9 protein-coding genes are annotated in these 12,755 nt (G+C 68.0%); 6 read left to right on the plus strand and 3 right to left on the minus strand.

Features of this window, described 5'->3' with window-relative positions; translation table 11 throughout:
* Nucleotides 1–4: 4 nt before the first annotated feature.
* The 3 genes from aceF to C666_RS12295 all read right to left on the minus strand — a co-directional run bounded on the left by aceF (nt 5) and on the right by C666_RS12295 (nt 5,815).
* The gene (gene aceF / locus C666_RS12285; protein WP_004339527.1) at nt 5–1,669 is read right to left on the minus strand and encodes a dihydrolipoyllysine-residue acetyltransferase; all 1,665 of its coding nucleotides are present in this window, start codon (nt 1,667–1,669) and stop codon (nt 5–7) included.
* A 20-nt stretch (nt 1,670–1,689) separates the two neighbouring features.
* Nucleotides 1,690–4,371, minus strand: coding sequence for a pyruvate dehydrogenase (acetyl-transferring), homodimeric type (aceE, locus tag C666_RS12290; protein WP_004339529.1), 2,682 nt, complete (start codon nt 4,369–4,371; stop codon nt 1,690–1,692).
* Nucleotides 4,372–4,591: 220 nt separating this feature from the next.
* Complete coding sequence (locus tag C666_RS12295; RefSeq protein WP_004339532.1) at nt 4,592–5,815, minus strand: ABC transporter substrate-binding protein; 1,224 nt, start codon at nt 5,813–5,815, stop codon at nt 4,592–4,594.
* A 158-nt stretch (nt 5,816–5,973) separates the two neighbouring features.
* On the opposite strand from C666_RS12295, the gene C666_RS12300 reads away from it, so the two are divergent.
* From C666_RS12300 to C666_RS12325, 6 genes are all read left to right on the plus strand, one after another.
* Nucleotides 5,974–8,679 carry a PAS domain-containing sensor histidine kinase gene (locus tag C666_RS12300; protein WP_028792473.1) on the plus strand — a complete coding sequence of 902 codons (2,706 nt, stop codon included), beginning with the start codon at nt 5,974–5,976 and terminating at the stop codon, nt 8,677–8,679.
* Entirely contained in the window at nt 8,654–9,292 is a 639-nt protein-coding gene (locus C666_RS12305) for a response regulator transcription factor (protein WP_004339539.1), read from the plus strand. The genes C666_RS12300 and C666_RS12305 overlap by 26 nt, the downstream gene beginning before the upstream one ends.
* A gap of 97 nt (nt 9,293–9,389) precedes the next feature.
* Nucleotides 9,390–10,265 (plus strand): bifunctional methylenetetrahydrofolate dehydrogenase/methenyltetrahydrofolate cyclohydrolase FolD, encoded by an 876-nt coding sequence (gene folD, locus C666_RS12310; protein WP_004339541.1) that lies wholly within the window; start codon nt 9,390–9,392, stop codon nt 10,263–10,265.
* 16 nt (nt 10,266–10,281) lie between these two features.
* Nucleotides 10,282–10,791 carry a 5-(carboxyamino)imidazole ribonucleotide mutase gene (gene purE / locus C666_RS12315; RefSeq protein ID WP_004339542.1) on the plus strand — a complete coding sequence of 170 codons (510 nt, stop codon included), beginning with the start codon at nt 10,282–10,284 and terminating at the stop codon, nt 10,789–10,791.
* Nucleotides 10,792–10,851: 60 nt separating this feature from the next.
* On the plus strand, nt 10,852–12,030 hold the full coding sequence (locus C666_RS12320; protein ID WP_038001557.1) for a 5-(carboxyamino)imidazole ribonucleotide synthase: 1,179 nt from the start codon (nt 10,852–10,854) through the stop codon (nt 12,028–12,030).
* 7 nt (nt 12,031–12,037) lie between these two features.
* A partial coding sequence (locus tag C666_RS12325) for an L-threonylcarbamoyladenylate synthase (RefSeq protein WP_004339546.1) occupies nt 12,038–12,755 on the plus strand: 718 nt, incomplete at its 3' end.

Genomic DNA, 12,755 nt, shown 5'->3' on the forward strand with positions numbered 1-12,755 from the left:
CTCCTTACAGCATCACGCGGCGGAAGTCCGCCAGCAGTTGCGCGAGGTACACGTTGAAGCGGGTCGCCAGGGCGCCGTCGATGACGCGGTGGTCGGCGGTCAGCGACATCGGCAGGGTCAAGCGCGGCACGAACTGCTTGCCGTCCCACACCGGTTTCATCACCGACTTGTTGACGCCGAGGATGGCGACTTCGGGCGCATTGACGATGGGCGCGAAGTAGGTGCCGCCGATGCCGCCGAGCGAACTGATCGTGAAGCAGGCGCCGGACATGTCCGCCGGTTTGAGCTTGCCGTCGCGGGCGAGCTTGGCCAGGCTGCCGGTTTCGGCAGCGATCTCGAACACGCTCTTCTTGTCGGCGTCCTTGACCACCGGCACGACCAGGCCGTTGGGGGTGTCGGCGGCGAAGGCGATGTTGAAGTACTTCTTGTAGACCAGGTTGTCGCCATCGAGCGAGGTGTTGAACTCGGGGAACTCCTGCAGCGCGCGCACCGAGGCCTTGATGATGAAGGCGAGCATCGTGAGCTTCTTGCCGGATTTCTCGTGTTCCTTGTTCATCGCCACCCGGAAGGCTTCCAGGTCGGTGATGTCCGCGTCCTCGTGGTAGGTGACCGCCGGGATCATCGCCCAGTTGCGGGCGAGGTTCTGGCCCGAGATCTTCTTGATGCGGCTCAGCGGCTTGGCTTCGATTTCACCGAACTTGGCGAAGTCGACCTTCGGCCACGGCAGCAGGTCGAGGCCGCCGCCCAGGCTGCCGACGGCGGCCGCAGCCACGGTCTTGCCCGGCACGACGCCGGTGCTCATCGCGCCCTTGACGAAGGCGGTGACGTCTTCCTTGAGGATGCGGCCCTTGGGGCCGCTGGCCTTGACCTGGCCGAGGTCCACGCCGAGCTCGCGGGCGAAGGCACGCACCGAGGGGCTGGCGTGGATGCGGCCGCCGAGCGTGACGGCCGACGGGGCCGCGGACGACAGCGGCACCGAGGCCGGGGCGCTGAGCGAGGGCGCGCCGTCGGCCAGCGGTGCCGGCGAATCGGCGGATGCAGGTGCGGCGACGGCCACCGACGGCGCCACCGGCACGGCGGCGATGCCGCCACCGGCGGTCTCGACCCTGAGCAGCACGCTGCCCTGGCCGACCTTGTCGCCGACCTTGACCAGCACTTCCTTGACCACGCCGGCGTGCGACGAAGGCACGTCCATGGTGGCCTTGTCGGATTCCAGCGTGGCGATGGCGTCGTCGACCTTGATGGTGTCGCCGGCCTTGACGAACAGCTCGATCACCGGCACGGCATCGAAGTCGCCGATGTCCGGCACGACGACGTCGACCACGCCGCCGCCGGCGGCCGGTACTGCGGCGGCCGGGGCCGCCGTAGGAGCGGCTTCAGCCGCGACCGGTGAGGCATTCGCGGCTGAAGCCGCTCCTACCGAATCACCCGCCGCCTCGATCTTGATCAGCACGCTGCCTTCGGACACCTTGTCGCCGATGCCGATCAGCACTTCCTTGACGATGCCGGCTGCGCTCGACGGCACGTCCATGGTGGCCTTGTCGGACTCCAGCGTGGCGATGGCGTCATCGACGGCGATGGTGTCGCCGACCTTGACGAACAGCTCGATCACCGGCACGGCGTCGAAGTCGCCGATGTCCGGAACCTTCACTTCAATGAGTTGGCTCATGTCCTTGTCTCCTTGCGCGCTCAGACCGACAGCGGGTTCGGCTTGTTCGGGTCGAGGTTGTACTTGACCATGGCGGCGGCGACCTTGTCGCGGCCGATCACGCCGTCATCGGCCAGCGCCTTCAGCGCGGCCAGCGTCACCCAGTGGCGGTCCACCTCGAAGAAGTGGCGCAGTTGCTCGCGCGTGTCGGAGCGGCCGAAGCCGTCGGTGCCCAGCGTGACGTAGCTGCGGTCGAGCTGCGGGCGGATCTGCTCGGGGAACATGCGGATGTAGTCGGTGGCGGCGATGGCGGGGCCTTCGAAGCCGGCGAGCTTTTGCTGCAAGTGGGTCTTCTTCGGTTCGTCCATCGGGTGCAGCAGGTTCCAGCGCTCGACGTCGTGGCCGTTGCGGGCCAGTTCGTTGAAGCTGGGCGCGCCCCAGATGTCGGCTTCCACGCCCCAGTCGCTCTTCAGCAGCTCGGCGGCGGCGATGACTTCGCGGAAGATCGTGCCCGAGCCCAGCAACTGCACGCGCGGCCCCTTGGCGTCGGCACCCTTGCGCAGCAGGTACAGGCCCTTGAGGATGTCCTGCTCGGCGCCGGCCGGCATCTCGGGATGTTCGTAGTTCTCGTTCATCACCGTGATGTAGTAGTAGATGTCCTCCTGGTCGGCGAACATCCGGCGCAGGCCGTCCTGCACGATGACCGCGACCTCGTACTGGAAGGTGGGGTCGTAGCTGACGCAGTTCGGGATCATGTTGGCCATCAGCAGGCTGTGGCCGTCCTCGTGCTGCAGGCCTTCGCCGTTCAGCGTGGTGCGGCCGGCGGTGCCGCCGATCATGAAGCCGCGGGTACGCTGGTCGGCCGCCGCCCAGCACAGGTCCATGGTGCGCTGCAGGCCGAACATCGAATAGAAGATGTAGAACGGCATCATCTGCACGCCATGCACGCTGTAGGCGGTGCCGGCGGCGATCCAGTCGGCCATGGCGCCGGCCTCGTTGATGCCTTCCTGCAGCACTTGGCCGGTCTGGCTTTCCTTGTAGAACATGAGCTGGTCATGGTCTTCGGGCACGTACTTCTGGCCTTCCTGGTTCCAGATGCCGTACTGGCGGAACATGCCTTCCATGCCGAAGGTACGCGACTCGTCCGGCACGATCGGTACGACGTGTTTGCCGATCTGCTTGTCCTTGAGCAGCGTGTTCATGATGCGCACGATCGCCATCGTGGTCGACAGCTCGCGGCCTTCGCCCGAGGCCTTCAGCAGCGCGGCGAAGGCTTCGAGCTCGGGCACCGGCAGCGGCGCGGCCTTGGTGCGGCGCTGCGGCAGGAAGCCGCCGAGGTCCATGCGGCGCTGGAGCAGGTATTTCTGCTCGGGCGAACCGTCCTCGAACTTCAGGTAGGGCAGTTCTTCCAACTTGTCGTCGGGCACCGGCAGGCCGAAGCGGTCGCGGAAGCGGCGGACGGCCTCGAGGTCCATCTTCTTCTGCTGGTGCGAGATGTTCATCGCCTCGCCGGCCTGGCCCATGCCGTAGCCCTTGATGGTCTTGGCCAGGATCAGCGTGGGCTGGCTCTTGTGCTCGGCGGCGGCCTTGTAGGCGGCGAAGATCTTGAAGATGTCGTGGCCGCCGCGGTTCAGGCGCCAGATCTGGGTGTCGGTCCAGTCGGCGACCAGTTCCTTCAGTTCGGGGGTGTTGAAGAAGTGCTCGCGCACGTAGGCGCCGTCCTTGGCCTTGAAGGTCTGGTACTCGCCGTCCACGCATTCCATCATGCGTTTGTGCAGGATGCCCTTCTTGTCGCGGGCGAACAGGCGGTCCCAGTGGGTGCCCCAGATCACCTTGATGACGTTCCAGCCTGCGCCGCGGAATTCGGATTCCAGTTCCTGGATGATCTTGCCGTTGCCGCGCACCGGGCCGTCCAGGCGCTGCAGGTTGCAGTTGATGACGAAGACCAGGTTGTCGAGCCGCTCGCGCGCGGCCATGCCGATGGCGCCCAGCGATTCGACTTCGTCCGTCTCGCCGTCGCCGAGGAAGGCCCACACCTTGCGCTGCTCGGCGCGGGTGGCGTCGATCATGCCGCGGCTGGCCATGTATTTCATGAAGCGCGCCTGGTAGATGGCGCACAGCGGGCCGAGGCCCATCGACACGGTGGGGAACTGCCAGAAGTCCGGCATCAGCCAGGGGTGGGGGTAGGATGAGATGCCCTTGCCGCCGACTTCCTGGCGGAAGTTGTCCATCTGATCCTCGGTCAGGCGGCCCAGCATGTAGGCGCGGGCGTAGACGCCGGGCACCGAGTGGCCCTGGAAGTAGATCATGTCACCGTCGTGGTCGGCCGACGGAGCATGCCAGAAGTGCGAGAAACCGACGTCGTAGAGGGCCGCGGCCGAGGCGAACGAGGCGATGTGGCCGCCGACGTTGGTGTGCTTGTTGGCACGCACCACCATCGCCATGGCGTTCCAGCGGATATAGGAATGGATCTTGATCTCGAGGTCGGGGTCGCCCGGATAGGGCGGCTGCTGTTCGACCGGGATGGTGTTGATGTACTCGGTGGTGGCCGAGTAGGGGATGTTCACCCCTTCCTGGCGGGCCGTCGCGATCAGGGTTTCGATCAGGTAGTGGGCGCGCTGCGGGCCTTCATGCTCGACGACGGCAGCGAGTGCATCCATCCATTCCTTCGTTTCCTGCGCATCCGTGTCGGTTTGCGAGGGAACGTTGCTGATTCCGGTCATGGTTTGTCTCCTCATGACGTTCGGTTGGCGAACCCTGCCTGGTGGGCAGGTCTATGGGCGGTACGGACGCAGCCACCCCGACAACCGGCGGCTGACTTTTCGAACTATAAAACGTCTTTTCGTAATGCGCAATATTGTTGATGGGGGGATCCCCGGATCCGTGCGCGGGCCGCATGCCGGCGCGGATGGGTGCGATACCGGGACGGGTCGTTCGTGTCGTTCATGGCTGCATGGCGTGCCGGCGGTCCGCCTCGTAGGCGAATACGACCTGGCCGTTGCGCACTTCCCCGATGTGGATCTGCCGTGGTGAGATCAGCGTTTCGTGCTGGCCGCGCGAGTAAGGGCGCGAATAGGTCGCGATGACGCCCGGCACGGGGGCGTGCAGGTCTTCGAGCGCCGCGCGGATGAGATCGCCTTCGAGGCTGTCCGCCTGGCCGATGGCGGCGGCGAGCAGGAGCATCGAGTCGTATCCTTGCGCCGCGGCGGGCGGAACCGGGATGCGGCGGGTGCCGGTGGCCTGCTGCCAGGCCTCGATGAATGCACGGCGTCTCGGCGTGGTCGGGTCCTGGATGAAGGTCTGCGGCATGCGCGCGCCCTCGGCGTTGGGGCCGGCATTGTCGATGAAGCTGGACATGGCCAGCGTCCAGCTGCCGATGATCGGCACCGGCCAGTCGAGGCGGGCCAGGGCGTTGGCGATCTGCGCCAGTTCGGGGCCGATGCCGTAGGTGAGCAGGGCTTCGGCACGCGCGTCGCGCGCACGCTGCAGCGGAGCCGTCATGTCGGCCTGCCGCAACTGGAAGCGCTCGACGGCGGCGGGCTGGATGTTGCGCTGGCTCAGCGCGTCGATGAGGTCCTTGCTGCCCAGGACGCCGTAGTTGGTGGCGTCGTGGAAGATGGCGAGCCGTCTCAGCCCGCGCCGAGTGACGGCTTCGTCCACGATCGCTCTGGCCTGCAGGCTGTCGCTGGCCGATACGCGGAAGATATAGTTGTCGGCGAAGCCCGGCGGGAGGAACTGGCGCGTGATCAGCGTGCCGGTCGCCACCGAGGTGATCATCGGGATGCGCGCCAGCTGGTAGTGATGCTGGCTGGCGAGCGCCACGCCGGTGTTGACGATGCCCAGCGCGGCGGTGATGCCCTCTTTCTGGATCAGTGCCTGGGCGATCCGGGCGCCGCGTTCGTTGCGTGCCTCGTCGTCGCGCTCTACCAGCACGACCGGGCGTCCGAGCAGGCCGCCCGCGGCATTGATCTGCGCCGCGGCGATGCGGATGCCCTCCCGCATCGAGATTCCCATCGGGCTGGAGCCGCCGGTGAACGGGCCGGACACGCCGATGCGGATGGCTGCGCCGCTGCCTGCATGCGCAGGCGGCCACTTCCCGCTGAGCGCGCAGGTGGCAAGTAAGGGAAAGGCGGCGAGCATGCGGCGCCTGGTGGTGGAGGGCAGCATGCCCCGACTTTATGGGCAGGGAGGGGCGCGGAAAAGTTGGCGGAAACCCGGACGGATGCGGTAAGGGTTAAACCGGATGACGGTCTCAGGGTGGCTCGCCGACAATCGGGGCGCCGGTATTGCGCCGCATCATTTCTGTCTACGTTCCCGCGCCTTCCATGTCCCTTTCCACTTCCGCCCGCGGCGGCCCGCCGCACTGGTACTGGGCCGCCCCCTATGTGGCGGTGGTGTTCTTCGCGTTGAGCATGCTGACGCTGGTGTGGCTGCTGCAGCAGCGCGAGCTGGAGGCCGAGCGCGGCGCCGTGGTGCGCGACCTGCAGTGGGCCGAGCAGACCATGCGGCGCCAGATGCTGGGCACCGAGGAGTTCCTGGGGCAACTGGCGCGCGATGTCGCCGCAGAGGCGCTGGACCACGATGGTTTCCAGTTGCGTGCCAACCAGCACATCGCCAACAACAGCGAACTGGTCAATGTCGCCTGGGTGGGCACCGACGAGATCGTGCGCTGGACGGCGCCCTTCGACACCACGGACTGGCTCAGCGGCGAGGCGCTGGCGGGCGAGCAGATCCGCCTGATGGAACAGGCGCGGACCTCGGGCCGCCTGATCTACGGCGACGCCTATCGCACCGCGCGGGGCGACACGGTGCTCGAAGTCTATGTGCCGATACTGCGCGGGGGGGAATTCCGCGGTGCGCTGGTGGGGGCGTATTCGGTCGAGCGCATGATCCGCCACCTGGTACCGGCGTGGTTCGTGGACAAGTACCGGCTGGCGTTGCGCAATGCGCGCGGCGAAGTACTGGCGGTGAGCTCGAAGCTGCAGGATGTCGACGAGTCGCTGTCCGTCGAACTGGCCTTCGATCCGCCGGGCAACGGCCTGGCCCTGCGCGCCACCGCGCTGCGCGGCGGCGGCCTGCCCAGGGCGCTGCCGGCGGCGCTGATCCTGGGGCTGTCGGTGCTGGTGCTGTGGAGCCTGTGGTCGCTGCGCATTCACGTGATGCGCCGCGTGCAGGTCGAAAAGGAACGCGACCGGCTGTTCAACCTGTCGCTCGACATGCTGTGTGTGGTCGGCATCGACGGCAGCTTCCGCCGCTGCAATCCGGCTTTCGAACGCATTCTCGGTCATGCGCCCGACAGTATGCCCGGCCAGCCGATGATCGACTTCGTCCACGCCGAGGATGCCGGCGCGACGCTCGACGCGCTGCGCCGCCTGGCGGGCGGGGAGCCGGTGAAGTTCGAGAACCGCTGCCGCTGCGCGGACGGCAGCTACAAATGGCTGGTGTGGAGCATCAACCCGGTGTGCGAGGAGCGCCTCGTGTATGCCGTGGCCCACGACATCACCGGGCGCAAGGCGGCCGAGCAGGCCTTGCGCGCCGAATCCGCCTTCCGCAAGGCGATGGAGGATTCGGTGCTCACCGGCCTGCGCGCCATCGATCTCAGCGGGCGCATCATCTATGTGAATTCCGCGTTCTGCCGCATGGTCGGCTGGAGCGAGGACGAACTGGTCGGCGCGACCGCGCCCTTCCCGTACTGGCCCGAGGAGATGCTGGAGGTCTGCGAGCGCAACCTGCAGATGACGCTCAACGGACAAGCGCCGGCGAGCGGTTTCGAGCTGCGCATCCAGCGCCGCAACGGCGAGCGCTTCGACGCGCGCTTCTACCTGTCGCCGCTGATCGACGTCAGCGGCCGCCAGACGGGCTGGATGGCGTCGATCACCGACATCACCGAGCCCAAGCGCGTGCGCGCGGCGCTGGAGGCGACGCACGAGCGCTTCGAGGCCGTGTTGGACGGGCTGGATGCAGCGGTGTTCGTGGCCGATGTCCGTACCGACGAGATCCTGTTCGCCAACCGCGCGTTCAAGCGCATCCACGGCTTCGACGTCGTGGGGCACACGGTGCGCGGCGTGGCCGTGCCCCAGCCCGAGCGCGGCGACTATCGCGTGGACCCGCGCGGCCTGACGCCGGCCGATCTGCCGCGCGAACTGTTCGACGGCGAACTGCAGCACCCCTTGTCCGGACGCTGGTACCACGTGCGCGAGCAGGCCATGCGCTGGGTGGATGGGCGGGTGGTGCGCATGGGCGTCGCCACCGACAGCACCGAGCGCAAGCAAACGGCCGAAGTGGCGCGCCAGCAGGAAGAGCGCCTGCAGCGCACGTCGCGCCTGATCACGATGGGCGAGATGGCCTCGACGCTGGCGCATGAGCTGAACCAGCCGCTGTCGGCGATCGCCAACTATTGCGCCGGCTGCGTCACCCGCATGCAGGGCGGCAAGTGGAAACCCGAGGATGTGCTGACCGCGATGCAGAAGGCCAGCTTCCAGGCCGAGCGCGCGGGCAAGATCGTGCGCCGCGTGCGCGAGTTCGTGAAGAAGAGCGAGCCGCGCCGCAGCGCGGTCAACCTGGTCGACGTGCTCGACGACGCGCTCGGCTTCGCCGACATCGACGCGCGCCGCACCGGCATCAGGCTGATCGCCGACATCGAGCCCGGGCTGCCGCCGGTGTTCGCCGACCGCATCATGATCGAGCAGGTGGTGCTGAACCTGATCCGCAACGGGCTCGACGCCATGGCCGACACGCTGCCCGAGCAGCGGCTGCTGGTGGTGCGGGCGCGCCGCTTCGGCGACGACGCGGTCGAGGTGGCGGTGATCGACCGTGGCCACGGCATCAGCGAGGAAGGGCGCCAGCGCCTGTTTACGCCGTTCTACACGACCAAGACCGAAGGCATGGGGATGGGTCTGAACATCTGCCGCTCGATCGTCGAGTTCCACGACGGGCGCTTGATCGTCGACGACAACCCCGAAGGGGGTACCATATTCTCGTTTACCCTGCCGACGGAGTCTGCCAGTGAGCGAGTTGCCCGTAGCGCCTGAACAAATCATCCATGTCGTCGATGACGACGAAGCCCTGCGCGACTCCATGACCTGGATGCTCGAGGGCAATGGCTACAGGGTCCTGACCTACGAGTCGGCCGAGGCATTTCTCCGCGTCTGCCGCCCGGACATGGCGGGCTGCGTGGTGCTGGACGTGCGCATGCCGGGCATGAGCGGGCTGGAGATGTTCGAGGAACTGGGGCGCCGGCGCTGCACCCTGCCAGTCGTCTTCATCACCGGCCATGGCGACGTGCCGATGGCGGTGTCCGCGCTGAAGAAAGGCGCGGTCGATTTCATCGAGAAGCCGTTCAGCGAGCGCGACATGCTGCGCCTGATCGAGCAGTGCCTGATGCTCGAGCGCGACAGCCGCGACAAGCGGCTGCAGGAGGCGGACACCGCGCGCCGGCTCGAACACCTCACCCAGCGCGAGCGCGAGGTGTTGGATCTCATCATCGTCGGCAAGCTCAACAAGCAGATTGCCGATGTGCTGGGCATCAGCATCAAGACCGTCGAGGTGCACCGTGCACGGGTGATGGAGAAGATGGGGGCCAACTCGCTGGCCGAACTCGTGCAGCACGTGGTGACCGTGGAGCCCGGCGCGCTGTTGCGCTGAGCGCCCCGGGGGCCTGCGTCCCGGGTGGCGTGCGGGCGACGGGTACGCGGTTCGGGCGCCTTGCTGTAAAATCCTGCCCTTTTTCGAGGCTCTACCGATGACCGCTCGCATCATCGACGGCAACGCCCTCTCGGCGCGTGTCCGTGGCGAAATCGCAGAACGTGCCGCAGCGCTGACGGCGCGTGGGGTGCAACCTTGTCTGGCGGTCATCCTGGTGGGCGGCGATCCCGCTTCCGCCGTTTACGTGCGCAACAAGGTCGCCGGCTGTGAAAAGGCCGGCATCCGCTCGCTGCGCTTCGACTACCCGCAGCACGCCAGCCAGGAAGAAGTCATGGCGAAGCTCGCCGAGCTGAACGCCGACCCTGCCGTGCACGGCATCCTGGTGCAACTGCCGCTGCCCGCCCATCTGGACGAGACGGCGGTGCTCGAAGCGATCGACATCCGCAAGGACGTCGACGGCTTCCACGCCGAAAATGTCGGCCTGCTGTCGCAGAACCGGGAGGGCTTCGTACCCTGCACGCCGAATGGCGTCATGAAGATGCTGGAGACCGCCGGCGTGCCGGTGCAGGGCGCCGAGGCGGTGGTCATCGGCCGTTCCAACATCGTCGGCAAGCCGATGGCGATGCTGCTGACCAATGCCGGCGCCACCGTCACCGTCTGCCACTCGAAGACGCGCGACCTGGCGTTCCACACCCGCCGCGCCGACATCGTCGTCGCCGCCATCGGCAAGCCGCGCTTCGTCACCGGCGACATGCTCAAGCCGGGGGCGACCGTGATCGACGTCGGCATCAACCGTCTCGACGCGGGGCCGGATGCCGGCAAGCTGTGCGGCGACGTCGATTTCGCCTCAGCGGCCGAAGTCGCCGGCGCCATCACGCCAGTGCCGGGCGGCGTCGGGCCGATGACGATCACGATGCTGCTCGAGAACACCGTGGTGTCCGCCGAACGCGCTGCGCGCGCGGCCGGCAAGTGAGCGGAGGCGAACGGCGATGAATGCGAATCCGTCCGGCCAGCCCCTGGTGGGCGTCATCATGGGCTCGAACTCCGACTGGCCGACCATGCAGGCGGCGGCCAGGATGCTCGCCGAATTCGGCGTGCCCTACGAGGCGCGGGTCGTGTCCGCGCACCGCACGCCCGATCTGATGTTCGAATACGCCGAAGCCGCGCGCGGCCGCGGCCTGAAGGCCATCATCGCCGGTGCCGGCGGCGCGGCGCACCTGCCGGGCATGGTCGCGGCCAAGACCACGGTGCCGGTGCTGGGCGTGCCGGTACAGTCGAAGGCGCTGTCCGGCCAGGATTCGCTGCTGTCCATCGTGCAGATGCCCAAGGGCATTCCGGTGGCGACCTTCGCCATCGGCGAGGCCGGCGCGGCCAATGCCGGGCTGTTCGCGGTGGCGCTGCTCGCCGGCGGCGACGCCGAACTGGCGGCCCGCCTCGAAGCCTTCCGCGCGCGCCAGACGCAGACCGTGCTCGACATGGCGCTGCCGCCGCTGGCCTGATGCTGCCGGCGTGCCGGTGATCACCCGTTTTCGGACGTTTCCGCCCACTGAAGGCCCGTCATGTCGTCTCGCAATGCTTCCTCCCCGATTCTTCCGCCCGCCACACTGGGCATGCTCGGCGGCGGCCAGCTCGGCCGCTTCTTCGTGTCGGCCGCGCACGAGATGGGCTACAAGGTGTGGGTGCTCGACCCCGATCCGCACAGCCCCGCCGGTCTGATCGCCGACCGCCACCTGGTCGCCGCCTATGGCGACTACGCCGCACTCGACGAACTGGGCGGCAACTGTGCGGCGATCACGACCGAGTTCGAGAACGTCCCGGCCGATACGCTGGATTACCTCAGCAAGTTCATCCTGGTGCACCCGGCGGCGGGCGCGGTGGCGATCTGCCAGAACCGCATCGCCGAAAAAACCTTCCTCGCCGACAACGGCCTGCCCCACGGCCCGTTCGCGGTCATCCGCGGCGAGGACGACATCCGCAGTGCCGATGCCGGCCTGTTCCCCGCGGTGCTCAAGGTGGCCCGCTTCGGCTACGACGGCAAGGGCCAGGCGCGTGTCGCCGACCGCGACGAGGCCGCCGCCGCCTTTCAGCACTTCAAGGGCGAGGCCTGTGTGCTGGAAAAGATGCTGAGGCTGGACTGCGAGGTATCGGTGGTGCTGGCGCGCGACGAGGCGGGCGCGGTGCGTTGCTTCGCGGCCGGCGAGAATCGCCACCGCAACGGCATCCTCGACATCACCATCGCGCCGGCGCAGGCCCCGGCCAGCCTGAGAGACGAGGCCCGGCAGGTCGCCGAGCGCATCGCCGGAAAGCTCGGCTACGTCGGCACGCTGGGCGTGGAGTTCTTCGTCTGTGGCGGCGGGCTCTTCGTCAACGAGATGGCGCCGCGCCCGCACAACAGCGGGCACCACACCATCGATGCCTGCGACGCCAGCCAGTACGAGCAGCAGGTGAGGGCGCTGTGCGGCCTGCCGCTCGCCACGCCGCGCCAGCATTCGGCGGCGGTGATGGTCAATCTGCTGGGCGAACTCTGGTACGCCGACGGCAAGGGGCATGGCGCCTACCGCGAGCCCGACTGGGCCGCGCTGCACGCCGTGCCCGGCCTGCGCCTGCATCTGTACGGCAAGCACCACGCCCGTCCGGGGCGCAAGATGGGGCATTTCGTCGTTACCGGCGAGGATGCCGATCAGGTGCTGCAGCGCGCGCTGCGGGCCCGCGCCGCGATCGGCATCCGCGACGAGTGAGCGGCGAATGACGAAGGACAGCGGAGCGAAGCCGCGCGGCCGAATCGAACCGCCCACGCTGGTGGCGATCCGCGAGGCCGCGGCCCTGCTGCGTGCCGGTGACATCGTCGGCATGCCGACCGAGACCGTCTACGGGTTGGCGGCCGACGCGCTGAACCCCGCAGCGGTGAACAAGATCTTTGCCGCCAAGGGCCGCCCGGCCGACCATCCGCTGATCGTGCATCTGCCCTCGGCCGACCATCTGCCGCGCTGGGCCGCCGCCATTCCCAAGGATGCGCTCGCGCTCGCGCGCGCCTTCTGGCCCGGCCCGCTGACGCTGATCCTGAAGCGCGCCCCCGAGGTGCCGGACGAGGTCACCGGCGGGCAGGACACCGTCGGCCTGCGCGTGCCCTCGCATTCGATTGCGCTCGCGATGCTGCTGGTGTTCGGCTCAGGCATCGCCGCGCCCAGCGCCAACCGTTTCGGCCGCATCAGCCCGACCACCGCCGCCCATGTCCGCGAGGAACTGGGCGAGCGTGTCGCCATGGTGGTCGATGGCGGGCCGTGCGCGGTCGGCATCGAATCGACCATCCTCGATTTTTCGCGCGACGTGCCCGAGATCCTGCGTCCCGGCGCGATCACGCCCGAAGCCATCGCCCGTGTCATCGGCCGCCGCCCGCGCGTGCGCGGCGAGGCGGCGGGCGGCGGGCGGGCGGATGCCCATTCCGCCGATGCCGCGCACGCGC

Origin of the sequence: Thauera linaloolentis 47Lol = DSM 12138 (assembly GCF_000310205.1) — a bacterium.
Taxonomy (GTDB): Bacteria; Pseudomonadota; Gammaproteobacteria; order Burkholderiales; family Rhodocyclaceae; genus Thauera; species Thauera linaloolentis.

Coding starts and splice junctions, on each gene's coding strand:
- C666_RS12320 (WP_038001557.1), top strand. CDS start 10,852: ATGTCGTCTCGCAATGCTTCCTCCCCGATTCTTCCGCCCGCCACACTG.
- purE (WP_004339542.1), top strand. CDS start 10,282: ATGAATGCGAATCCGTCCGGCCAGCCCCTGGTGGGCGTCATCATGGGC.
- C666_RS12295 (WP_004339532.1), bottom strand. CDS start 5,815: ATGCTGCCCTCCACCACCAGGCGCCGCATGCTCGCCGCCTTTCCCTTA.
- folD (WP_004339541.1), top strand. CDS start 9,390: ATGACCGCTCGCATCATCGACGGCAACGCCCTCTCGGCGCGTGTCCGT.
- aceF (WP_004339527.1), bottom strand. CDS start 1,669: ATGAGCCAACTCATTGAAGTGAAGGTTCCGGACATCGGCGACTTCGAC.
- C666_RS12300 (WP_028792473.1), top strand. CDS start 5,974: ATGTCCCTTTCCACTTCCGCCCGCGGCGGCCCGCCGCACTGGTACTGG.
- aceE (WP_004339529.1), bottom strand. CDS start 4,371: ATGACCGGAATCAGCAACGTTCCCTCGCAAACCGACACGGATGCGCAG.